The organism is Brevibacterium aurantiacum (genome assembly GCF_003932995.1).
Classification (GTDB): domain Bacteria; phylum Actinomycetota; class Actinomycetes; order Actinomycetales; family Brevibacteriaceae; genus Brevibacterium; species Brevibacterium aurantiacum.
In genome coordinates this window covers 2,278,419-2,301,694 of the sequence record NZ_CP025333.1, presented here as the reverse complement: position 1 = coordinate 2,301,694, position 23,276 = coordinate 2,278,419, and the positions used below count along the sequence as shown (strand labels likewise).

Sequence of the window (23,276 nt, the reverse complement as noted above, 5' to 3'; positions counted from 1 at the left end):
ACATAACAGGAAACAGCGCAAGCATCGAAAATTGCGTATGATTCACCAGTTGGGTGGCAGTCTCACGACTGCCACCCAACTGATTTGGCACCGTCGTTTTGGTATTAGACTCTAATGGCGAGGCACCCCAACACAGACGAACGGAGAAGATCAGTGGCAGACAGCATTGACTGCGCGGGAGAGACCATTCCTTGGAAACAGGGGCTGACTGGCACGGAGATCTTCTCCACGGACCGCACGGTCGTTGCAATGTGGCTCGATGGGCAGCCTGTCGACCTCAGTTGCGAACTTGCCGCTGGCGACCAGATCGCCCCGATCACCATTGACTCTTCGGCAGGACTCGACATCCTGCGCCACTCGGCCGCGCACGTGACCGCTCAGGCTGTCCAGGACCTGTTCCCCGAAGCGAAGCTCGGCATCGGCCCCTACATCACCGATGGCTACTACTTCGACTTCGACGTCGCAGAGCCCTTCACCCCTGAAGACCTCAAGGCGATTCAGAAGAAGTCCGCCCAGATCGTGAAAGCCGGTCAGATCTTCAACCGCGTCGTCGTCACCGAAGACGAGGCGAAGGCGCGCATGGCCAACGAGCCCTACAAACTTGAGCTCATCACCGACAAGGGTGCTGGTTCCGATGATTCTGCCTCCATTGAGGTCGGCGCCGGCGAGCTCACCGTCTATGAGAACCTCGACCGCAAGGGTGAAGTCGTATGGCAGGACCTCTGCCGCGGACCGCACCTGCCCACCACCAAACTGATCGGCAACGGATTCGCCGTCACCCGCTCCTCGGCGGCCTACTGGCGCGGAGACCAGGCCAATGCGAGCCTGCAGCGCGTCTACGGCACGGCTTGGGCCTCGAAAGAGGATCTCAAGGCCCACCAGGATCGCCTCGCGGAGGCAGAGCGCCGGGACCACCGGAGGCTCGGTGCCGAACTCGATTTGTTCTCGTTCCCCGAGGAGCTCGGTTCCGGCCTGCCCGTTTTCCACCCCAAGGGCGGTGTCGTCAAGCGCGAGATGGAGGATTACGTCCGCGCCCGCCACATCGAGGAGGGCTTCGAATACGTCGGCACTCCGCACATCTCGAAGGAAGCCCTCTACTACACCTCCGGGCACCTGCCGTACTACGGCGAGAACATGTTCCCGCCGATCTCCGTCGACGAAGTCCGCGACGAAGCGGGAGAGATCGTCAAGGAGGGTACTCCGTACCGCCTCAAGGCGATGAACTGCCCGATGCACAACCTCATCTACCGCTCGCGGGGCCGGTCCTACCGCGAACTCCCGCTGCGTCTCTTCGAATTCGGCACCGTCTACCGTGACGAGGCCTCGGGCGTCGTCCACGGACTCACCCGTGTGCGCGCACTGACCCAGGACGATTCGCACTCCTATGTCGCTCAGGAGGACGCCGCGAAGGAGATCCGTCACCTGCTCGAGTTCGTCCTCAGCCTGCTGCGCGACTTCGGTCTCAACGACTTCTACCTCGAACTGTCCACCCGGGACGAAGATGGGAAGAAGAAGGACAAGTTCATCGGCTCGGATGAGCAGTGGGCCGAGGCCACACAGGTTCTCGAAGAGGTCGCCTCGGAGACCGGACTCGAACTCGTCCCCGATCCCGGTGGAGCCGCCTTCTATGGCCCCAAGGTCTCCGTCCAGGCCCGCGACGCCATCGGCCGGACCTGGCAGATGTCGACCGTGCAGCTCGACTTCAACCAGCCCGAACGCTTCGGTCTCGAATATCAGGCCGCCGACGGAACCCGCAAGCAGCCGGTGATGATCCACTCGGCGAAGTTCGGCTCCATCGAACGTTTCATGGGCGTGCTCATCGAACACTATGCGGGCGCATTCCCCGTGTGGTTGGCTCCCGTCCAGGTCACCTGCATCCCCGTGGCGGAGGAATTCAACGACTACCTCGCCGAGGTGGCCGCACAGCTCAAGGCCGCCGGCGTTCGCGTCGAGATCGATGACAGCGATGATCGGTTCCCGAAGAAGATCCGCAACGCCTCGAAGTCGAAGGTGCCCTTCGTCCTCATCGCCGGCGGGGATGACCGCGACGCGAACGCCGTGTCGTTCCGTTTCCGCGATGGTGAGCAGGACAACGGCGTATCGGTCGCCGAGGCGGTCAGCAGGATCGTCGAATCCATCGAAACCAAGGCCCAGGTATGACGGAGGACCCACACAACCACCTCGGCCAGGGCAGCCCCGATCACCTTCGCGACATTCCTGAGCCGGAGGCGGCTGCGGGCTTTCCCGGGGAGCCTGATGGCTTCCAGCGGCTGTGGACACCGCACCGCATGGTCTACATCGGGGGACAGGACAAGCCCAAGGACTCCGGCATCGCCGAGTGCCCGTTCTGTACGGCGCCGACGAAGTCCGACGAGCAGGGCCTGATCGTGGCCCGTGGTGCGGAGGTGTACGCGGTGCTCAACCTGTACCCGTACAACCCCGGCCACCTCCTCATCTGCCCCTACCGTCACGTTGCCGACTACACGGATCTGAGCGAGTCGGAGACCGCTGAACTCGCTCACTTCTCGCAGAAGGCGATGACCGTGATCCGTGCCGTCTCGTCCCCGGACGGCTTCAACCTGGGAATGAACCAAGGACCCGTGGCAGGTGCCGGCATCGCCGCGCACCTCCACCAGCACATTGTGCCCAGATGGGGCGGGGACTCGAACTTCCTGCCCGTCGTAGCACAGACCAAAGCTCTGCCGCAGGTGCACGCCGATGTGCAGGCAGCGCTGTCAAAGGAATGGAACAGATGAACCCCGAAGACCTCGACGCCCTCGCCGAGTACTCATCCCCACTGGTGCGAGGCAGCGAAGCCGTCATCACGATCACCCGCCCCGATCTGGAGTCCAACAGCTACCTCTCGCAGCTGTTCGCCCTGTCCGGGGAGTCCTCGAGACGGCTGACCCACAATTGGCGCGACTACGCTCCCGAGATCCGCAGCAGCTGGTCGGGATACCTCAGTGCGGCCAAGAAGGAAGCCGGCCAGCTCTTCGTCGGCTCCACCCTCGAAACGGCTCACCGGATCACGGACAACCACCTCGGCGTCTCCGAATTCGCACTCGATGACGAGGGTGCACGGGCGCTCTACGTCGCACGGGTGGCCGAACCGGGTCGCTATGGCCAGGACGAGGACATTCCAGCCAGTGAGGAAGCTCCACGGCGGATCACCTCGGCGGCTTACCTGAGCAATGGTCTCGGGTACACGAACGACCGTCCGGCACGGGCATTCATCGTCGACCTCGTCGAACCGGGACTGGGGAAGTCGGGCATCGCCGGCGGTGCCGAAGTCCCACTGTCCACGCTCCTGAAGACTCCGGAGTCCGATGTCCACGACCCGCAGTTCTCACCCAGCGGAAACCGCGTCAGCGTGGTTGCCGCACTGGCGCCTGACCACGGTGAGCCCGACCTGCGCTCGACCGTGTGGCTGCTCGGCGGGGATCACCCGGAGGCACTGCAGCTGCCGCGGATGAGCGTGCACCTGCACCGCTGGGTCGACGACGAGACCGTGCTGCTCGTCGGCAACGAACTGGTTCGAGACGAACTCGACTTCGTCGCTCAGATGCCAGGACTCTTCGTCCACGATACGACTGCCGGCACGACCCGACGCCTGAGTGACCCGGAGACCGTCGCAATCACCTCCATCCGGCCTCAGATCGTGGGCCACGGCATCGACGGCTCAGTCCTCGACGACGCCTCTGTCATCGCCGTCGTGGACGCAGACGGTGCCTCCCGCATCGTGTCGATCGATCTCACGGCTGAGAATGTGGGCTTCGACGAACTGACTTTCCTCACGGATGAGACGACCGTCGTCAACGGCTTCGACCTCGACGGCGACACGGTGGTCTTCACCGCTCAGACCCCGAGCAACGGCGCAGTCCTGGCACAGGCGGGCATCACCACCTCACGTGATGCCCACGCGAATGCGGACGCTTCCCGGCCGGCTGCAGCCACACTCCGTGAGCATCCAGCGCCCGCGAACTCCGTCCTTCCACAGGTCCTGCGCGTCGACGGTGAGGGCGGACCCATCACCGGATGGCTGGCCAAACCCACCGGAGAGGGACCGTTCCCGGTCATTCTCAACATCCACGGCGGACCCTTCGCGCAGTACACACACGGATGGTTCGACGAGACTCAGGTGCTCACCTCGGCGGGATATGCCGTGGTCTACGCGAACCCTCGCGGCTCAGGCGGACGCACCCGCGAATGGGGGACAGCGGTGCAGGGGAACATGGCGGCCCCAGCGATGGCCGACGTCCTCGCAGTCCTCGAGCACGCACTGGCCGGTGACCCGCAGCTCGATTCCAGCCGCCTCGGCGTCCAGGGCGGTTCCTACGGCGGCTATCTCACCGCCATGATCACCGCCGCCGACCATCGGTTCCAGGCAGCCATCGTCGAACGCGGCTATCTTGATCCCGACAGCTTCGTCGGCACCTCCGATATCGGACGGTTCTTCACCGAGGAGTACACCACCCGTGACCGGCAGGCCATCGACAGGCAGTCGCCTTTGGCACACGCCTCACAGGTGCGCACACCCAGCCTGGTGATGCACTCGGAACTGGACTTCCGCTGCCCGCTCGAACAGGCTCAGCAGTACTATGCCGCCCTGCAGCGTGCCGGGGTGGACACCGAACTGCTCATCTTCCCCGGAGAGAACCACGAACTCTCACGCGCGGGTCAGCCGCGGCACCGCCGGCAGCGCTTCGAAGCGATGCTCGACTGGTGGGATCAGCATCTGGGCGGAAACGTCGATGCTGACCTCGACGATCCGACCACCTCGGCGAACAGCTGAGCCGATGACCATCCCCACCGCCTCCAAGGCGCTCACCCGACCCCTCCTGTACCTGGCCAGAACACACCCCAAGTCGGTGATTCGTCACATTGACCGCCTCCAGGTTGGTCGAGTGGACACTTCCCGATATCGTTCTGTCGGTTACGATTGCGGTCTTGCTGCTTGCTTGCCGCTTCACTATTCTGCACAGACTGCGTCCGTCCATCGTCAACTCCTGGAGAACCATGAAACCTCGTAAAGCCTCACGGGTCGTATTACTCAATGAGCGCGACGAGGTTCTCCTGATTCGAGCTCAGGACCTGCTCACGCCCACACACCAGTGGTGGATGACCTGCGGCGGCGGTTCCGAACTGGGGGAGTCGGCCGCTCAGACCGCAGCCCGCGAACTCGCCGAGGAGACCGGAATCGAATGCGAACCCGGCGAACTCATCGGCCCCTTGGCCACTCGTGATGAGGTCTTCGAATTCACGGAGAAGTCGCTGCATCAGCAGGAGACCTACTTCGCCTTCCGAACGAGCGAGGACATCGAGCTCGAAGACGCCGTCTGGACGGACATCGAGAAGCGCAGTCTGCTCGAATTCCGGTGGTGGTCGCGGGAAGAGCTGATGACGACGACCGAGACGATCTATCCGAAGAATCTGCTCAGCCTCATGGACCTCGTCACGGCAGGCTCTGTGCCCGACGTTCCTCTCGTCATCGACTGAGGGACCCTCGTCGTCGGTTGAGAGACCGTGGCGCAGGCGCAGGGAGCTGCCTTGCGTGGCTCAGCGCACATGACGGTGTGCTGAGCGTATAGACTCTAGGGGCTGTATCTATAGGAAGGAACACCAGTGTCAGGTCATTCCAAGTGGGCAACGACTAAACACAAAAAAGCTGCCATCGATTCGAAGCGGGCCAAGCTCTTTGCCAAGCTGATCAAGAACATCGAGGTTGCCGCTCGCAACGGTGGACCTGATCTCGACGGCAACCCGACGCTGTTCGATGCTGTGCAGAAGGCGAAGAAGAACTCCGTTCCCGCCGACAACATCACCCGTGCGGTCAAGCGCGGCGGCGGTCTCGACGGCTCTGCCGTCAACTACGAGAACATTCTGTACGAAGGCTACGCCGCCGGCGGTGTCGCCCTCCTCATCGAGTGCCTGACCGACAACCGCAACCGTGCGGCCTCCGAGGTCCGTGTGGCAGTCACACGCAACGGCGGCACCATGGCCGACCCCGGATCGGTGACCTACAACTTCGACCGCAAGGGCGTCATCATCGTGCCCGCAGAGGGTACCGACGAGGACTCGATCCTCTTGGCCACCATGGACGCAGGAGCCGAAGAGGTCAAGGACGAAGGCGAGAACTTCGAGATCATCTGTGAAGCCACCGACTTGGTTGCCGTGCGCACAGCACTCGTTGATGCAGGCATCGACTATGACTCGGCAGAGGCCTCGTTCGTGCCCGGAATCGAAGTCAGCTTGGACGCGGACACCGCCAGCAAGGTCTTCAACCTCATCGATGCGCTCGAAGACAGCGACGAGGTGCAGAACGTCTACTCCAATGCTGATGTCAGCGATGAGGTTCTCGCCGAACTTGATTCCTGATGAGACTGAATCGGGTGACTGGTGAGAATCCTCGGCGTTGATCCGGGCCTGACACGTTGCGGGCTGGGTGTCATCGACACCCTGCCCGCACGCAAGGCGAAGATGGTGTCCGTGGATGTGCTGCGCACACCGTCGACCGATTCCGTGGACCTGCGCTTGGGCGCCCTCGCCGAGGCGTTCGACAGCTGGCTCGACACCTACCGTCCTGATGTCGTGGCCATCGAGCGGGTGTTCGCCCGCAACGACGTCTCCACGATCATGGGCACCGCCCAGGTCTCCGGCCTGACCATGGGGCTGGCCGCCAGGCGCGGACTGCCCGTGGCGATGCACACGCCCTCCGAAGTCAAGGCAGCCATCACCGGTTCGGGACGGGCCGATAAGAAACAGGTCACGAACATGGTGACCCGAATCCTCGAGCTCGAGGCCGCACCGAAGCCCGCCGATGCCGCGGACGCACTGGCGATCGCCATCTGCCACTCATGGCGCGGGGCTCTCAGCGGGCAATCGACCCCTGGAGCGAACAAGGACCTCAACGAGCGCAAGAGCGCCGGCCGTCAGGGCACAGGTCTGACAAAAGCTCAGGAGCAGTGGGCCAAAGCGCTACGCAACGCTAAGTAGGGTTCTCGCGTCGCGAGCCTTGGTATCGTCGGTATGTCGAACCTGGTGCTCAACGCCAAGCTGATAGCCTGGATTCGTACACGTGTTCCCACTCGAAAGGCAGGCCGTGATCAGTTTCCTCAGCGGTACGGTTCATCGCATCGCAGCTGACCACCTCGTCATTCTCACCTATGGTGTCGGACGCAGAGTCAACGTCACTCCGGATACCCTGTCGAACACCCGCCACGGCGCCGATATCGAACTCGTGACCACGCTCGTGGTCCGTGAAGACTCGATGACGCTCTTCGGCTTCGGCACCGAAGATGAGAATCACACCTTCGAAGTGCTGCTGTCGATCTCCGGAATCGGGCCGCGCCTGGCCATGGCGATCCTGTCTGTGATGGGCCCCGGTGAACTTGCCGCAGCGATTTCGAACCAAGACGCCAACGCACTGACACGAGTGCCTGGCATCGGCAAGAAGGGGGCCTCCAGGATCATTCTCGAACTTGAGAACAAACTGCCGAAGCTCTCCGCCTCGGAACCCGGACCGCAGCTGTCGTTCGGCGGCGCGAACCAGCAGGTTGTCGATGCCCTGGTCGGACTCGGCTGGAAAGAGGCCCAGGCGGCAGACGTCGTTCAGGAAGTGGTCAATGATCTTGGCCAGAACGCCGGCACATCGGCGTTGCTGAAGGCCTCGCTCAAGGTTCTGGGTGCTCGGAAGTGACGAGCTCCTTTGATGACGGCAGCGCCTCCTACGAACTGGAATTCGGTGATCAGAAGCTGACCGGCGCCGAAGAGGAACGGCTGGTCTCAGGTCGAGCAGAGACCGCCGAACGCGATGCGGAAGCCGCCCTGCGTCCTAAGGGACTGCAGGACTTCATCGGCCAGCCCCAGGTCCGAGAGCAGCTCTCCCTGGTACTCGATGCTGCGAAGGCCCGAAATCGAGCCCCTGACCATGTCCTTCTCTCCGGTCCTCCCGGATTGGGAAAGACGACGCTGGCGATGATCATCGCGCATGAGATGCAGACGAGCCTGCGAGTCACTTCGGGCCCGGCTGTTCAACATGCCGGTGACCTGGCCGCGATCCTCTCGTCGTTGGAGGAGGGGGAAGTCCTCTTCATCGATGAGATCCACCGGATGGCTCGTGCCGCAGAAGAGATGCTCTACGTCGCGATGGAGGACTTCCGCGTCGACGTCATCGTCGGCAAAGGTCCCGGTGCGACGGCTATTCCACTCGACCTGCCCCAGTTCACGATGGTCGGCGCCACAACCCGGTCCGGTCTGCTTCCCGCGCCATTGCGAGACCGCTTCGGATTCACGGGACTCCTCGACTTCTACTCAAGCAACGACTTGCTGACCGTGCTCAAACGTTCAGCTCACATGCTCGGAATCGAAGCAGAACTTGCAGGTCTGAAAGAGATCTCAACCAGATCTCGCGGCACTCCGCGCGTAGCCAACCGACTTCTGCGAAGAGTCAGAGACTGGGCGCAGGTGCGCGGAACAGGCATCATCGATGAGGCCGCGGCCCTGTCGGCCCTGAAGGTCTACGAAGTCGACGAACTCGGCCTTGATCGCCTTGACCGGTCCGTGCTGCAAGTGCTGTGCAAGCGATTCGGCGGGGGACCGGTCGGTCTGGGGACCATCGCAGTCTCCGTCGGAGAAGAGGCCGACACCGTGGAGACAGTTTCGGAACCCTACCTTGTGCGAGAAGGTCTGATCAGTCGCACTCCGCGAGGCCGGGTTGCCACATCCGCGGCTTGGAAGCACCTGGGAATGCAGATCCCAGCAAACTATGAGTTCTGATCCCGGCAATTGAGTTCGCCTTGAGTACTGACTACGAACTAAGGTAGTGGACTGGTTCGTTCTTATGAAAGGTAGATACCTGTGGATTTATTGATCCCTCTCGCGCTTGCTGCGTTGCTTATTTTTTTCCTGTTCAATTCTCGGCGTAAGCAGAAGGCGCGTGCAGAGGAGATCAAGTCGGGCCTTGTCCCCGGCGCTACCGTGATGACGACGTTCGGCGTATTCGGCACCGTCCTGTCCATCGACGAGGAGAACAACCAGGTCACCCTCGAATCGGGTCCCGGCACCGTGCTTCGAGTCCACCGCCAGGCCATCGGCCAGATCAGCAATCCTGAAGCTACAGGCGCTGCCGCTGGCGGTGCTGTTGCAGACGCACCAGAGGCTGCTGATGATGCTGAGAGCACCGACACCCCGGCGATCACCGACGCTGAACTCGACGCGATGAATGAGCGTAAGCGGGCCGAAAAGACCAACGGCGACACCGATCTTCCAGCGGACGACGTTGTCGATTCCGATTCGGAACTGAAGTCGGACGCCACTCAGGTTGACGCAGACGAGACCGATTCCGTGATCGATGACGCCACCGGCTCGAAGAATGCCGACGATGCTGTGGATGGCGCCGGTGAGACCGATGCGGACGCATTCGGCACCGATTCTTCCGATCCTGAGAATCCCAAGAAGAACTGACTTCGCTCACTGCACTCAATCGAAAGCTGAAACGTGTCCGATATTGAAGAAAAGCCACGTCCTGGTTTGCGCTTCGTGTGGCTGGGGATCGTTACTGCACTGCTCCTCGGCATCATCGCCGCAGGCGTCGTGTGGTCTGATGCCACAACCACGCCGAAGCTCGCTCTCGACCTCGAGGGCGGAACCTCGATCATCCTGGAACCCCAGGTATCGGAGGACACGGACATCAGCAAGGAGCAGCTTGACCAGGCTGTGTCGATCATTCGACAGCGCGTCGACTCGACCGGTGTCTCTGAAGCAGAGATCACGACTCAGGGTGACCGCAACATTGTTGTGAACCTGCCGGGCAATCCGGATGAGGAAACACGCAATCTGGTTCGTTCTTCCGCGCAGCTCGTCTTCCGTCGAGTCGCCCTTGTCGGTGACCCGCGTTCCCAGGAGCAGATCCAGAAGGAACAGGAGCAGGGCGGCGGGGAAGAACAGCAGGACCCCTCCGAGGGACTCACCGACGAGCAGAAGAAACGCCTCGAGGAACTCACCGGTGGCAGCGCCGGCGCTCAGGCGGATGCCGGAGCGCAAGGCGATGGCAGCGGACAGGGCGGTGCAGAAGCACCTGCAGGCGGCGGCGAAGTCGCCAAGTCTGGCAGCGACGCCGCCAATTCTGGTGGCGATGTCGCCAACGCCGGTGGAAGCGTTCCCGGACCAGCAGGCAAAGACGCTGAGAAATCCGGAGAAGCGAGCAGCGAACAGGCGACCGAAGAGAGCGGGTCCGCTAAGGGCGACGACACGAAGGTCACTGATTCGACGCCGCGGCCACTCTTCGATCCTGAGAAGGACGTCGACGAATGGCAGACCGACAAGATCATCAAGAAGTACACGGAGCTTGACTGCACCGATCCGAAGAACCGGACCGGTGGACAGCAGCAGCCAGCAGATGAACCAGTCGTCGCCTGTGGCAAGGACGGAGAGGCCAAGTACATTCTGGGCCCCGTCGAACTCTCAGGCGAGCACCTAGCGGACGCAAACTTCGGCTATGCGGCGGGCGCCAACGGAGTCCAGACTAACCAGCCGGCTGTGAACCTCAAGTTCGACAGCGTCGGGCGCGAAATCTTCAAGCAGATCACCTCGGACATCACCGGGAAGCAGCAGCCGTACAACCAGTTCGCCATTGCTCTTGACGGGAATGTGCTTTCGGCACCGTCATCGAACGCTGCGATCACCGACGGCAACGCCGAGATCTCAGGCAACTTCACCCTTGACGAGGCTCAGACCCTGGCCGATCAGCTCAAGAACGGCTCCCTGCCGTTGAGCTTCCAGGTCCAGAGCGAGGACCAGATCTCACCGACATTGGGTTCCAACTACCTCAACATCGGTCTCCTCACCGGTCTCGTCGGACTCATCCTCGTCGTCATCTATTCGCTCCTGCAGTACCGGGTGCTCGGACTCGTCACAGTCTCGAGCCTCGTTGTCGCCGGTGTGCTGACCTATCTGCTGCTGCTCTTGGCTTCGTGGCGATACGGCTACCGGCTGTCATTGGCAGGTGTCGCCGGTATCATCATCGGCATCGGCATGGCCGCGGACTCGTTCATCGTCTACTTCGAACGAGTCAGAGACGAGTTGCGCAGCGGTCGAAATCTGCTCTCCGCAGTCGAAGTCGGTTGGGACCGCGCCAAGCGCACCATCTGGGCATCCAAGGCAGTGAACATGCTCGCCGCGGTCATCCTCTACATCTTGGCTGTCGGCTCCGTGCGAGGCTTCGCCTTCACCCTGGGACTGACCGTGATCATCGACGTGCTCATCGTCTTCCTGTTCACACACCCCATGTTGGAAGTCCTCGCCCGCACCAAGTTCTTCGGCCAGGGCCATCCGATGTCCGGTATGGATCCGCGTCTGCTGGGAGTCAAGCCCGCCGCCTATCGTGGTGCGCTCAACCTCAGCATCGATGACGACGAGAAGTCACCCGAGGCACGCCGACGGGAGAAGGCTCGAACCCGGAAGGCAGGAATGTCGTCCGACACCGAGGCGGAATCGACCGAAGAATCGACTGTCGATTCGACATCCTCATCGACTGAATCCTCGTCCGCATCGTCGAAGTCGAAGGCAGGTGCCGAATCAGAATCTTCGGGCCAGCCTCGCGGCACGACGACGACCAAACGGTCGAAGAAGCCTCAGTCCTCCGACTCCGACGAGGTCTCAGCTTCCGCCGAGCCAGCCGATGAGGCGACCGAGGCGGAGCCCAAGAAGAAGCCTAAGAAGAAGACGAAGTCTGCGACGAATCCGGCACCAGCCGGTGGCACCATCGCGGAGCGGAAGGCGGCTGCGAAGAAGGCAGCCGAAGAATCTGCCGACAAGGGCAAGGAGGCAGACAAGTGAAACGGTTCTTTGCTTGGGGCAACCGGCTCCACAACGGTGAGTCGTCGATTCCCTTCGTCGGGAAGGCCAAACTCTGGCTGATGATCTCCGGCGCCCTGGTGCTCCTGTCACTTCTCGTGCCGTTGATCGCGGGATTCAACTTCGGTATTGCCTTCAAGGGCGGATCTCAGTTCCAAGTCGACCACGTCTCAGACACTGCACCTGCCAAGGGCGAAGATCTCGTCTCTGAGGTGGTGCCGGGCTCTGAACCGCGCCTGACTCCGACGAGTGACACTGCGGTGCGCATCGAGACGAACCAGCTCAGCGATGACCAGATGCAGGAAGTCCGTGACGCTCTCGTAGGCGGCTACGACGTTAAAGCAGAGGACGTCACATCGACGTTCGTCGGTCCTGAGTGGGGCCAAGACGTGACTGAGAAGATGATTCGGGCCCTTGTCATCTTCGTCGGCATCGCCATGGTCGTGATGGCTCTGTACTTCCGGACCTGGAAGATGTCTCTGGCCGCGATCGTGGGACTGTTCGTCGTCATGATCGTGACGACGGGCATCTATTCCGCGACAGGGTTCGAGATCACCCCCGAGGCCGTGATCGGGTTCCTCACCGTCTTGAGCTTCTCGCTCTACGACACCGTGGTGGTCTTCGACAAGATCAGAGAGAACACGACGCGGTTCAAGGACAAACGCGACCTGAAGTTCTCCGAGCTGGTCAACCTCGGCATCAACCAGACGACAGTGCGCTCGATCAACACCTCGGTCGTCTCGGTGCTGCCGATCGCCTCGATTCTGTTCATCGGTGTGTTCCTGCTGGGTGCCGGCACATTGGTCGACATCTCTCTGTCGCTGTTCATCGGTACGATTGTGGCAGCAGCTTCGACGTTGTTCGTTGCCAGCCCTCTCTACGCCCTGCTGCGGGCGAATGAACCCGCAGTCAAGGAGCAGGAAGAGGCCGTGCGTGAATTACGCTTGAAGAATGGAGCAGAAGATGTTCCACCGGTGATTCACGCCGAGGTCTGAGCAGAAAGGGGATGTCATGGCTTCTTCCGCCGATTCGCGCCGTCCGCGAGGCATCTCCCGCTTAGCTTGGTGGGCGGCCAGGGCACAGAACAACCCTGGCTACCCCCGTGTCCTGGGTCCGATGATCAGGGCACTGCAGTCCAACCACCCGAAGGCCGATATCGACCTGGTGGTCCGGGCGTACAAGATCGCAGAGCAGGCTCATCGTGGCCAGACCCGGAAATCCGGTGATGACTACATCACCCACCCGGTGGCGGTGGCCACGATCTTGGCCGAGATCGGCATGCTGCCGGTCACCCTCGCCGCTGCGCTGCTGCATGACACGGTCGAGGACACGTCCTATTCGCTGAATGAGCTCACCGAGGAATTCGGCCCCGAGGTCGCAGCCATGGTCGATGGGGTGACCAAGCTCGACAAACTCACCTACGGTCAGGCTGCGCAGTCTGAGACCGTGCGCAAGATGATCGTCGCGATGGCCAAGGACATCCGCGTCCTCGTGATCAAACTGGCCGACCGTCTTCACAACGCCCGCACGTGGCGTTTCGTGCCCGCTTCGTCGAGTACGAAGAAGGCTCGGGAGACCCTCGAGATCTATGCGCCGCTGGCTCATCGACTGGGCATGAACACGATCAAGTGGGAACTTGAGGATCTGTCCTTCCAAGTTCTCCACCCCAAGGTCTATGACGAAGTGGTCCGGCTCGTCGCGGACAGGGCACCCGAACGCGAGAAGTACCTGGCCACTGTCTCCAACGAACTCCAGTCCGAGCTCGTGGAGTCCAATATCCAAGCCGCGATCACGGGCCGCCCGAAGCACTACTATTCGATCTATCAGAAGATGGTCGTGCGCGGGCACGAGTTCGCTGACATCTACGACCTCGTCGGTGTCCGTGTCCTCGTTGAGACCGTTCGCGAATGCTATGCCACGCTGGGCATCGTGCACGCCCGGTGGAATCCAGTCCCCGGACGGTTCAAGGACTACATCGCGATGCCGAAGTACAACATGTACCAGAGCTTGCACACGACGGTGATCGGCCCGAACGGCAAACCCGTGGAAATCCAGATCCGCACCCATGAGATGGATCGCCGCGCTGAATTCGGTGTTGCCGCCCACTGGAAGTACAAGGATCGACGCAACGTCTCGAAGGCCGTGACGTCGAATACCGCTCGCTCGGTCAAGGTCTCCGACGACGGCGAAGTCGATGACGCGGCATGGCTGCGGCAGCTGCTGGAATGGCAACGTGAGGTCAGCGACCCTGACGAGTTCCTCGACAATCTCCGCTATGAGGTGAACTCCAGGGAGGTCTACGTGTTCACCCCCAAGGGTGACGTGATGAGCCTTCCTGCGGGGGCGACTCCTGTCGACTTCTCCTACGCGGTTCACACCGAGGTCGGGCATAAGACCATGGGCGCCCGAGTCAACGGTCGTCTGGTCGCACTCGACACCGAACTGAAGAACGGCGACTCTGTCGAAGTCTTCACGTCCAAAGATGAGAATGCGGGCCCCAGCCGTGACTGGCTGGGCTTCGTCAAGAGCCCCCGCGCACGCAGCAAGATCCGCCAGTGGTTCTCGAAGGAACGCCGCGAGGAAGCGATCGAGAACGGTCGCGAACAGCTGGCGCGGGCAATGCGCCGCCACACTCTGTCGGCTTCGTCGCTGATGAGCCAGGAGGCACTGCAGGTCGTCGCCACTGAGCTGCGGCTGCCAGATGTGTCCGCGCTCTACGCTGCTATCGGCAATGGAGTGAGCTCGGCGGCTCATGTCGTCGATCTGCTGGCCAAGGAGGTCGGAGGTGTTGACGATGATGAGACCGTGTTGCCGCCGTCGCCGCGCAATCGCACCGGCCAGTCCTCGGGACACCATTCGTCGTCCGGGGGAGTCACGGTCAGAGGTGTCGACGATGTCCTGGTGAAACTGGCACGATGCTGCACACCGGTTCCCGGCGATGAGATCCTCGGATTCGTCACGCGCGGTTCGGGAGTATCCGTCCACCGTGTGGACTGTCCTAACATCGCCTCTCTGGAGCGAGAGCCTGAGCGGATGGTCGATGTCTCCTGGGGTGAGACGACCAGCGGTATCTATCTGGTTCAGATCCAGGTGGAGGCCCTGGATCGTTCCGGTCTGCTCTCAGACATCACGAAGGTGCTCACCGAGACCCACGTCAATATACTCTCTGCCACGGTCGCCACCTCACGGGCCAGAGTAGCCCAGTCGAAGTTCGTCTTCGAGATGAGCGATGCGAGCCATCTCGACACCGTGCTCTCGGCAGTTCGCAAAGTCGAAGGCGTCTTCGACGTCTACCGCATCGCCGGCGGCTGACACCGCCGTCACTGCGCCTGGATGCAACGTCAGCGACGGTGGCAACGTCAGCGTCTGTCGCGGTCTGAGGCGGCGCAGGCGCGTTCGAAGACGGTGCGCATATGAGCGACGTAGGGTCGGCGCGACATCTCCGCCATATACAACCGGAACTGCTGCCGGGCCTGGCTGGGGAGTTCATCGACGAGATTCCTCACCGTCTGAGCAGACCATTCGTCGGGACTGCGCAGGTGTGGAAGCAGCAGATCGTAGAGCGTTCTGTCCGGTGTCGTGATGGGCAGATCGTTGATGAGCTCCCACTCGTGCGCAGCTATCGTGAGTTCATGAACGACGACATCGGCCCCGTCGACGTAGCGGCGTCTCGGGTAGGTGATGAACGTCAGCGGACTCGGGGCCCTGCCAAGGCCGCTGTGGACCCACCACGCAATGTCATGGGAGAGCACAAGACGTGGAGGGATCTGCGCACGCAGCGCCGTGATTCTGTCCTCGGCGTTGAGCACAGCGCCCTTGCGCACCCAGGTGGACTCGGTCAGGCGTGTCAGCAGCCCGTCAAGAGTCAGTTCCGTGAGGTGTTCATAGCTGTAGTCGCGCAGATGAAACATCGCCTCCATACAGCCACTATTGCGCTGTAGGGAGGCGATGTTCAAGGCCGCAGGGTCAATCTGTGGATAAAGCGCGACTCATGCTCGTGGTGCTGTGGACGCCGAATCAGTCCAGCTCAGCCGCGGTCTGAGCCAGCTGGTCACGCCAGGCGCGACGCGCATCGAGTGCGGACTGCGCATCAGCGACAGCCTTCTCATCGCCACCCGCCTTCGCCTTCTCGTACTTCTGCTCCAACTCGGCAATCGAGTCGTCGAGCTGGCTCAGCGCACCGGACGTGCGGGCCTTGGTCTCGGGGTTGCTGCGCTTCCACTCAGCATCTTCTGCATCGGCGAGGGCCCGTTCGACCTCACGCAGCCCGTTCTCCATGCGCGAGACGTCGGCACGAGGAACCTTGCCCGCAGCCTCCCATTCGTCCTGAATGACGCGCAGCTCCTTCTTCGCCACACTGATATCGCCGATCGGCAGCAGCCCCTGAGCTCTGGCCAGAATCTCCTCTTTGACCCCAAGGTTGCCCTTGTACTCCTCATCAACGGCAGCATTCTCTGCATCACGGGCGGCGAAGAAAACGTCCTGAGCGGCCCGGAACCGAGCCCACAGGGCATCGTCGTCCTTGCGTGAGGCCCGCGGAGCCTTCTTCCACTGGCTCATGAGGTCCTTGTACTTCTGGGACACATTGCGGAAGTCTGTCGAGTTCGACAGCGACTCCGCCTCGACCACGAGCTTCTCCTTGATGCGTTTGCCCTCGGAGTTCTGCTTGTCGAGCTCGGAGAAGAACTCCTTGCGCTTGTGCTCGAAAGTATTGCGAGCCTGCGAGAAGCGGCCCCACAGCTCCTGGTCCACTGCACGCGGCAGTCGGGGACCGCTGCGCTGCATGTCCTTCCACTGGCCGAAGAGCTCACGCAGACGTGCTCCGGACTGCTTCCACTGGATCTTCGAGGGATCGCGCTTGGCCAGCGATTCAGCCTCGGCGACGATCTCTTCACGTTCCTGTGCGGCTTCGAGCTTGGCTGCCTCGGCACGGGCAGCCTGCTTCGACTCGGTGGCCTGCGCATCTGAGATCAGGGTGTCCAAGGTGGCGGACAGACCCTTGAGATCGCCGACGACGTTGGCCTCGGGCAGGGTCTCCTGCAGCGTCTTCGCTGCCGAGACGATCTCGCGACCCGGGGCACCGGCGGAGAGTCGATTGCGCAGAAGTGCCGCGTTCTCCATGAGATCCACGTACTTCTTGGCGAAGTATTCCAAGGCTTCCTCGGGAGTGGCATCGGGATACTGCCCGACCGCACGCTCGCCGTCGGCCGTGACGACGAAGACGTTGCCCTCCTGATCCGCGCGACCGTGCTCGACTGCGCGCCGGACTTCCGCATCATGATCAACGGTTGTCCCGGTCACTGTCTGGGCCGCCTGTGGGCGGGGCAGAGAGGACGGGCGCGGGACCGGCTTCGGTGTCGGGGTCGACATGATTCTCACCTTGTTTCCATCGGTCGAACCTGCAGGACTCTGTGCCTGCAGATCACTCGATTTCCTGATTGACGTTATCCCAGCATAACCAAGCCCCAGGCTCTGGATAGACTTTGAGCATGGATGTATTTGTGACCAGCGCCGAATTTCTCGAAGTCAACTGTTATGCCGTGCGTGCCGAAGGCCATGATGAGGCCATATTCATCGACTCCGGATTCGATTGCGCACCGGGACTTGCCGAAATCGTCGCCGAGGAGGATCTGGTGCCCAGCGCCGTCTTCCTCACCCACGGCCACCCCGACCACATCCTCGGCCTGACCAACGTCCTCAGCCGCTGGAACGTGCCCGTCTACCTGGGAGATGCCGACCGCTACCGCCTGGACAAACCAGCCGAAACCCTCAGCCCGCAGTTCGCTCAGATGCTGCAGCCACTCGTCGAAGGCTGGTCCGCCCCCGAGGTCACCGCCCTTGTCGACGCCCAGACCGTGGAGGTCGCCGGTCTCACGATCACCGCTGTGGCCGCTCCCGGGCACACCGAAGGATCGACCCTCCTGCGAGTCCAAGCCGACGATGAGGAGATCATCTTCACCGGTGATGTGGTCTTCGCCGGAGCGATCGGACGGGTCGACCTGCCAGGGGGAGATGCCTCGGCGATGGCAGAATCACTGCGGGCGTTTGCGACGCTTCCCGACGTTCCCATCTATCCTGGACACGGTCCCGGCTCCCGAGTCGGTCACGAGCTGGCGACGAACCCGTTCTTCTAGAGTTGAACCAGGTTCCCTGACGGCGACGACCGATCACAGGCAGCACCCGAACCCCACCAGAGACGAAGAGCACCAAGGAGAACAATGGCGAAGTCAGCCCGACTGTCCGGATTCCCGGAACGACTTCCAGCAGAACGCGTGATCGAGAAGTCGATCATCGACATCCTCGACCACACCTTCGCGCTGCATGGATACTCGGCACTCAACCACCGGGCAGTCGAACCGATCAGCCAGCTCGCCAAAGACGGAGAGATCGACAAGGAGATCTTCGCCGTCAGCCGCCTGCACTCCGAAGGCACGGAGCGCAATCCACTGGGGCTGCACTTCGACCTCACGGTGCCGCTGGCACGATTCATCGCCGACAACGCGAACGAGCTCTCCTTCCCCTTCAAAGCCGCCCGAATCCAGCCGGTCTGGCGCGGCGAACGCCCCCAGCAGGGCCGCTACCGCGAGTTCATCCAAGCCGATATCGATGTCATCGCCGAGGCGGAGCTGCCCGGACACTTCGAAGTGGAGATTCCGCTTGCCGTCGCCGATGCCTTCAGCAGGCTGGCGCCCTTGGGCGTGCCCGGAGTCAAGATCGTCGTCAACGATCGCAGGCTCCTCGAAGGATTCGCTCGTGGCATCGGGCTGACCAACATCCAGGCTGTCCTGCGCTGCCTGGACAAGTACGACAAGATCGGTCCCGCCGAGGTGGGCAAACTGTTGGCCACGGAAGCCGAGGCCGACGAGGAACAGCAGCGACTGTGCCTGGCCCTGGCCGCGATCGAATCGGATTCGCCGGACTTCGCCGACGAAGTGCGTGCGCTCGGAGTCGAACACCCCCTGCTGGAGGAGGGCCTCGATTCTCTGACCACGATGCTCCGGGCCGCCCATGAGCGCGCCCCCGGCGTTGTCGTGGCACAGCTGAAGATCGCACGCGGACTCGACTACTACACGGGAGCCGTCTACGAGACTCAGCTGATCGGGCACGAAGAGCTCGGCTCGGTCGCCTCCGGCGGTCGCTATGACTCGCTCGTGACGGTGGGGAAGAAGAGCTACCCGGGTGTCGGAATGTCGATCGGCGTCTCTCGCCTCATGGCCTTCATCCTCGATGCGAACAGCGGCATCAAAGCCACACGCGGAACACCCTCGGTCGTCGTTGTCGCCGTGACTGATGAGGACAAGCGCGGGGAAGCCGATGCGGTTGCCACCGCTCTGCGTGCCCGCGACATCGCCTGCGAGGTCTCACCGAGTGCGGCGAAGTTCGGCAAGCAGATCCGCTATGCCGAACGTCGGGGGATTCCCTTCGTATGGTTCACCGATGGTGAGTCTGGTCACGAAATCAAGGACATCCGCTCCGGCGAGCAGGTCACGGCAGACCCGGCGACCTGGGAGCCTGTCGAGGCAGATCGCAAGCCACGGGTGTACCGCGACTGATCAGCCTCAGGAATCGCTCACGGGCGGGTCGGGTGCCAGGGATCCGTCCGGGGCGATGTGCTCGAAGATCTCTCGCACCATGGAGACCACGTGCGGGTCATCGACGGTGTAGAAGATCCGCCTCCCGTCACGGCGGGAGGAGATCAGGCCAGCCAACCTCATCTTCGCCAGATGCTGACTCACGGTGGGCACTGCCGCACCGATCGCCTCGGCGAGGGAAGAGACATCGAGTTCCTGATTGACCAGGGTCCAGACCAGCCGCAGACGCGTCCCGGAGGCGAGCATGCGAAACGTCTCCGCTGCCACCTCGACCTGCGCCGAGGTGGGGTCACCTCCCAAATCCGCGGCGGGATCTTCCGGGCCTGTACCACCAGTGCTCATGTCATCCTCTTCATCGTCCCCACAGCAGTCGGCCCGCAGTGGGCCGTGCCAGCAAACATGCAGCGAGCGACTATCATTGTTCACGCGCTGCCACATAAACATCGTAAAGGAGCCCTAGGTGCTGCGAAGCCATGAAACCGGAAGCCTGCGAGCCTCACACGCAGGACAGACCGTCACCCTCTCCGGGTGGGTCGACCGTCGTCGCGATCACGGAGGTGTCGCCTTCATCGATCTGCGTGACGCATCGGGGATCGTCCAGGTCGTCGTCCGTGAGGACGATGCCCACGCACTGCGCAACGAATCCGTCGTCAAGGTCACCGGTACCGTGTCCCTGCGCCCCGAGGGCAACACCAACGCGAACCTGCCCACAGGTGATATCGAGGTCATCGACACGAAGGTCGAGATCCTCAGCCAGGCCGAGGCTCTGCCCTTCCAGGTCTCCGACCATGCCGAAGATGCCGGCACCGTCGGCGAAGAGACCCGCCTGCGCTACCGCTACCTCGACCTGCGTCGCTCCGGTCCCGCCGCGACCATGCGTCTGCGTTCGGCAGCGAACCGGGCAGCCCGCAACGTCCTCGACGAGCAGGACTTCCTCGAGATCGAGACCCCGACCCTGACCCGGTCCACACCTGAGGGTGCCCGCGACTTCCTCGTTCCGGCTCGTCTGCAGCCCGGCTCCTGGTACGCGCTTCCGCAGTCACCGCAGCTGTTCAAGCAGCTGCTGCAGGTTGCCGGCATGGAACGCTACTACCAGATGGCACGCTGCTACCGCGACGAGGACTTCCGCGCCGACCGTCAGCCCGAGTTCACCCAGCTCGACATCGAAGCCTCCTTCGTCGAGCAGGAGGACATCATCGAGCTCGCCGAGAAGATCCTCGTGGCTCTGTGGAAGCTCATCGGCCACGAGATCACCACCCCGATCCCACACATCACCTACGCCGAGGCGATGGAGAAGTACGGCAGCGACAAGCCAGATCTGCGCTTCGAGCTCGAACTGCACAACCTCACGGATTTCTTCAAGGACACCCCGTTCCGGGTCTTCCAGTCCGAGTACGTCGGCTCCGTCGTCTACCCCGGCGGCGGCTCCCTGCCCCGTCGTCAGCTCGACGGCTGGCAGGACTGGGCCAAGCAGCGCGGTGCCAAGGGCCTGGCCTACGTTCTCGTGGCCGAGGACGGCACCCTGACCGGCCCCGTGGCCAAGAACATCTCCGAGGATGAGAAGGCCGGCCTCGTCGAAGCCGCCGGAGCCAACCCCGGTGACGCAATCTTCTTCGCCGCCGGTGACCCTGCGAGCTCACGCTCGCTGCTGGGTGCCGCCCGCAACGAGATCGCTGAGCGCACCGGCTTGATCAAGGAAGGCGACTGGGCCTTCGTGTGGGTCGTCGACGCACCGCTCTTCGAATCCGCAGCCGCAGCGCAGGCCGCGGGCGATGTCGCCGTCGGTGAAGGATCATGGACCGCCGTCCACCACGCCTTCACCGCTCCGAAGCCCGAATTCCTCGACACCCTCGAATCCGATCCCGGCGCTGCCCTGGCCTACGCCTACGACATCGTCTGCAACGGCAACGAGATCGGCGGCGGTTCGATCCGCATCCACCGCAAGGATGTCCAGGAACGCGTCTTCAAGATCATGGGCATCTCGGAAGAGGACGCACAGGAGAAGTTCGGCTTCCTCCTCGAAGCCTTCAAGTTCGGCGCACCCCCACACGGAGGCATCGCCTTCGGCTGGGACCGCATCGTGTCCCTGCTGGCCGGAGTCGACTCGATCCGCGAGGTCATCGCCTTCCCGAAGACCGGTGCCGGATACGATCCGCTCACCCAGGCACCCGCACCGATCACCGACGCCCAGCGCGCCGAGGCCGGCGTGGACTTCGAACCGGAAGACGACGACGCCGAGGCCTGATGACCAACGGTCCTGACCTCTTCTCCTCCGACGGCCCGGACCAGGGACTCCCTGGTCCGGGCGTCGGCGGTTCCTCTGCCGATTCGGGCCGTGCCCTCGATCCGCTGGCAGTGCGGATGCGTCCGCGCACCATCGCCGAGGTGGTCGGCCAGGACCATCTGACGTTCCCCGGCTCACCGCTGGTTCAACTCGTCGAAGCCAGCGGGGGAGACCGGGCCGGAGCCTCCTCGGTGATCCTGTGGGGTCCGCCCGGGGTCGGCAAGACCACCCTGGCTCACGTCATCTCCCACGCACCCGGGCGCACCTTCGTCGAACTCTCCGCGATCACCGCCGGGGTCAAGGACGTGCGCCAGGTGATCGAGAACGCCAGGCGTGAACGTGACATGTACCAGCGCACGACGGTGCTCTTCCTCGACGAGATCCACAGGTTCTCCAAGGCACAGCAGGACGCACTGCTGCCGGCCGTGGAGAACCGCCTCGTCGTCCTCGTCGCAGCCACGACCGAGAACCCGTCCTTCTCCGTCATCTCCCCGCTGTTGTCCCGCTCGCTCCTGCTCACACTGCGCCCACTCGACGACGCGGCCATCGCCGATCTCCTCGATCGTGCAGTCGTCAGCGAGCGAGGTCTGGCCGGTCAGTTCGAACTTGAGCCGGCGGCCAAGGACTTCATCGTGCGCATCGCCGGTGCCGATGCCAGACGCTCCCTGACGATCCTCGAAGCCGCGGCAGGCATCGCCGCCGCACAGGCAGAGTTCGCCGAGGCTGCTGCCAGTGACGATTCTGCTGTCGACTCAGTTGATGACACCGACGCTGATGATGACGACGTCGCCGATGAAGGCATCGAGGACCCAACCGAGTCCGAAGATTCAGCCGACACCGACGACTCGGAGACGTCACCAGCCGAGGGCCGCGCGATCCTCATCACCGAGGCTGCCTGTGCTGAGGCGAGTTCGGAAACGGTGCTGCGCTACGACAAGAACGGCGACCAGCACTACGACGTCGTCTCCGCATTCATCAAATCCATCCGCGGCTCAGACGTCGACGCCGCACTGCACTACCTGGCCAGAATGATCGTCGCCGGGGAGGACCCTCGCTTCATCGCCCGCAGGGTCGTCATCTCGGCCGCCGAAGACATCGGCATGGCCGATCCGCAGGCGCTTCCCATCGCGGTCGCGGCATCAACTGCCGTGCAGAACATCGGCATGCCCGAAGGACGTATTCCCCTCGCCGAGGCGGTCACCTATCTGGCCATGGCGCCGAAGTCGAACGCCAGCTACCGGGCTCTCGACGCGGCAATCGCCGACGTGAAGAACGGGTTCTCGGGGCAGGTGCCGACTCATCTGCGCGACGCCCACTATCCCGGTGCCAAGGAGCTCGGCCACGGTGAGGGCTACAAATACTCCCACGATCATCCGCACGGGGTCGCGGCTCAGGAGTACCTGCCCGAGACGCTGCGCGGGAAGCGCTACTACGAACCGACCGGCAACGGTATGGAGCGGTCCCTGGGGGAGCGACTCGAGATGCTGCAGAGACTGCTGCGCCCCTAAGTTCAACGACGGATGTCTTAGCGCTGAGCCTGCGGACAC

General features: G+C 62.7%; 19 protein-coding genes. 16 read left to right on the top strand and 3 right to left on the bottom strand.

Translation table 11 applies throughout. The annotated features are described in order from the left end of the window. The first annotated feature begins 153 nt into the window (after positions 1-153). From thrS to CXR25_RS10650, 12 genes are all read left to right on the top strand, one after another. Positions 154-2,160: a threonine--tRNA ligase gene (gene thrS, locus CXR25_RS10705; RefSeq protein ID WP_125240544.1), complete on the top strand. Its 2,007-nt coding sequence runs from the start codon at positions 154-156 to the stop codon at positions 2,158-2,160. Continuing rightward, positions 2,157-2,756 (top strand): HIT family protein, encoded by a 600-nt coding sequence (locus CXR25_RS10700; protein ID WP_009881459.1) that lies wholly within the window; start codon positions 2,157-2,159, stop codon positions 2,754-2,756. The genes thrS and CXR25_RS10700 overlap by 4 nt, the downstream gene beginning before the upstream one ends. Then, complete coding sequence (locus tag CXR25_RS10695; protein ID WP_096145608.1) at positions 2,753-4,792, top strand: alpha/beta hydrolase family protein; 2,040 nt, start codon at positions 2,753-2,755, stop codon at positions 4,790-4,792. The genes CXR25_RS10700 and CXR25_RS10695 overlap by 4 nt, the downstream gene beginning before the upstream one ends. Before the next feature lie 224 nt (positions 4,793-5,016). Then, a complete protein-coding gene (locus CXR25_RS10690) occupies positions 5,017-5,496 on the top strand; it encodes an NUDIX hydrolase (RefSeq protein ID WP_050773326.1) in 480 nt (159 codons plus the stop codon). Between the two features lie 126 nt (positions 5,497-5,622). Then, positions 5,623-6,375, top strand: coding sequence for a YebC/PmpR family DNA-binding transcriptional regulator (locus tag CXR25_RS10685; protein WP_009881456.1), 753 nt, complete (start codon positions 5,623-5,625; stop codon positions 6,373-6,375). Positions 6,376-6,396: 21 nt separating this feature from the next. Further along, the gene (ruvC, locus tag CXR25_RS10680; RefSeq protein WP_069600263.1) at positions 6,397-6,993 is read left to right on the top strand and encodes a crossover junction endodeoxyribonuclease RuvC; all 597 of its coding nucleotides are present in this window, start codon (positions 6,397-6,399) and stop codon (positions 6,991-6,993) included. Positions 6,994-7,075: 82 nt separating this feature from the next. After that, a complete protein-coding gene (ruvA, locus tag CXR25_RS10675) occupies positions 7,076-7,696 on the top strand; it encodes a Holliday junction branch migration protein RuvA (protein ID WP_009881454.1) in 621 nt (206 codons plus the stop codon). Continuing rightward, positions 7,693-8,775, top strand: coding sequence for a Holliday junction branch migration DNA helicase RuvB (gene ruvB / locus CXR25_RS10670; protein WP_371860635.1), 1,083 nt, complete (start codon positions 7,693-7,695; stop codon positions 8,773-8,775). Before ruvA ends, ruvB begins: the two co-directional genes overlap by 4 nt. Positions 8,776-8,856: 81 nt before the next feature. Then, positions 8,857-9,462: a preprotein translocase subunit YajC gene (locus tag CXR25_RS10665; protein ID WP_240513535.1), complete on the top strand. Its 606-nt coding sequence runs from the start codon at positions 8,857-8,859 to the stop codon at positions 9,460-9,462. 33 nt (positions 9,463-9,495) lie between these two features. Further along, complete coding sequence (gene secD / locus CXR25_RS10660) at positions 9,496-11,835, top strand: protein translocase subunit SecD (protein WP_236850413.1); 2,340 nt, start codon at positions 9,496-9,498, stop codon at positions 11,833-11,835. Next, complete coding sequence (gene secF / locus CXR25_RS10655) at positions 11,832-12,848, top strand: protein translocase subunit SecF (protein WP_069600261.1); 1,017 nt, start codon at positions 11,832-11,834, stop codon at positions 12,846-12,848. The genes secD and secF overlap by 4 nt, the downstream gene beginning before the upstream one ends. Positions 12,849-12,864: 16 nt before the next feature. Continuing rightward, the gene (locus CXR25_RS10650) at positions 12,865-15,165 is read left to right on the top strand and encodes a RelA/SpoT family protein (protein WP_009881449.1); all 2,301 of its coding nucleotides are present in this window, start codon (positions 12,865-12,867) and stop codon (positions 15,163-15,165) included. A 47-nt stretch (positions 15,166-15,212) separates the two neighbouring features. Here the strand turns inward: CXR25_RS10650 and CXR25_RS10645 are convergent, their stop codons facing one another. Beyond that, on the bottom strand, positions 15,213-15,773 hold the full coding sequence (locus tag CXR25_RS10645; protein WP_241212327.1) for a hypothetical protein: 561 nt from the start codon (positions 15,771-15,773) through the stop codon (positions 15,213-15,215). A gap of 97 nt (positions 15,774-15,870) precedes the next feature. Further along, the gene (locus tag CXR25_RS10640; RefSeq protein ID WP_125240543.1) at positions 15,871-17,223 is read right to left on the bottom strand and encodes a DUF349 domain-containing protein; all 1,353 of its coding nucleotides are present in this window, start codon (positions 17,221-17,223) and stop codon (positions 15,871-15,873) included. 119 nt (positions 17,224-17,342) lie between these two features. Here CXR25_RS10640 and CXR25_RS10635 point away from each other — a divergent pair, with 119 nt between their 5' ends. Together CXR25_RS10635 and hisS are read left to right on the top strand one after the other, a co-directional pair. Continuing rightward, positions 17,343-17,987: an MBL fold metallo-hydrolase gene (locus tag CXR25_RS10635; RefSeq protein ID WP_164513959.1), complete on the top strand. Its 645-nt coding sequence runs from the start codon at positions 17,343-17,345 to the stop codon at positions 17,985-17,987. A gap of 84 nt (positions 17,988-18,071) precedes the next feature. Then, positions 18,072-19,406 carry a histidine--tRNA ligase gene (hisS, locus tag CXR25_RS10630; protein WP_009881446.1) on the top strand — a complete coding sequence of 445 codons (1,335 nt, stop codon included), beginning with the start codon at positions 18,072-18,074 and terminating at the stop codon, positions 19,404-19,406. A 6-nt stretch (positions 19,407-19,412) separates the two neighbouring features. On the opposite strand, the gene CXR25_RS10625 is transcribed toward hisS, so the two are convergent. Next, a complete protein-coding gene (locus tag CXR25_RS10625; RefSeq protein ID WP_009881445.1) occupies positions 19,413-19,787 on the bottom strand; it encodes an ArsR/SmtB family transcription factor in 375 nt (124 codons plus the stop codon). A gap of 118 nt (positions 19,788-19,905) precedes the next feature. On the opposite strand from CXR25_RS10625, the gene aspS reads away from it, so the two are divergent. Then, positions 19,906-21,690, top strand: a complete 1,785-nt coding sequence (gene aspS, locus CXR25_RS10620; RefSeq protein ID WP_009881444.1) for an aspartate--tRNA ligase — start codon at positions 19,906-19,908, stop codon at positions 21,688-21,690. Next, positions 21,690-23,237 (top strand): replication-associated recombination protein A, encoded by a 1,548-nt coding sequence (locus tag CXR25_RS10615; protein WP_114384914.1) that lies wholly within the window; start codon positions 21,690-21,692, stop codon positions 23,235-23,237. The genes aspS and CXR25_RS10615 overlap by 1 nt, the downstream gene beginning before the upstream one ends. Positions 23,238-23,276 lie beyond the last annotated feature (39 nt).

Bases quoted from the DNA above. Each gene is read 5' to 3' on its own strand.
- CXR25_RS10700 (WP_009881459.1), top strand. From the start codon at position 2,157: ATGACGGAGGACCCACACAACCACCTCGGCCAGGGCAGCCCCGATCAC.
- CXR25_RS10695 (WP_096145608.1), top strand. From the start codon at position 2,753: ATGAACCCCGAAGACCTCGACGCCCTCGCCGAGTACTCATCCCCACTG.
- CXR25_RS10690 (WP_050773326.1), top strand. From the start codon at position 5,017: ATGAAACCTCGTAAAGCCTCACGGGTCGTATTACTCAATGAGCGCGAC.
- CXR25_RS10650 (WP_009881449.1), top strand. From the start codon at position 12,865: ATGGCTTCTTCCGCCGATTCGCGCCGTCCGCGAGGCATCTCCCGCTTA.
- CXR25_RS10645 (WP_241212327.1), bottom strand. From the start codon at position 15,773: ATGGAGGCGATGTTTCATCTGCGCGACTACAGCTATGAACACCTCACG.
- CXR25_RS10640 (WP_125240543.1), bottom strand. From the start codon at position 17,223: ATGTCGACCCCGACACCGAAGCCGGTCCCGCGCCCGTCCTCTCTGCCC.
- CXR25_RS10635 (WP_164513959.1), top strand. From the start codon at position 17,343: ATGGATGTATTTGTGACCAGCGCCGAATTTCTCGAAGTCAACTGTTAT.
- hisS (WP_009881446.1), top strand. From the start codon at position 18,072: ATGGCGAAGTCAGCCCGACTGTCCGGATTCCCGGAACGACTTCCAGCA.
- CXR25_RS10625 (WP_009881445.1), bottom strand. From the start codon at position 19,787: ATGAGCACTGGTGGTACAGGCCCGGAAGATCCCGCCGCGGATTTGGGA.
- CXR25_RS10615 (WP_114384914.1), top strand. From the start codon at position 21,690: ATGACCAACGGTCCTGACCTCTTCTCCTCCGACGGCCCGGACCAGGGA.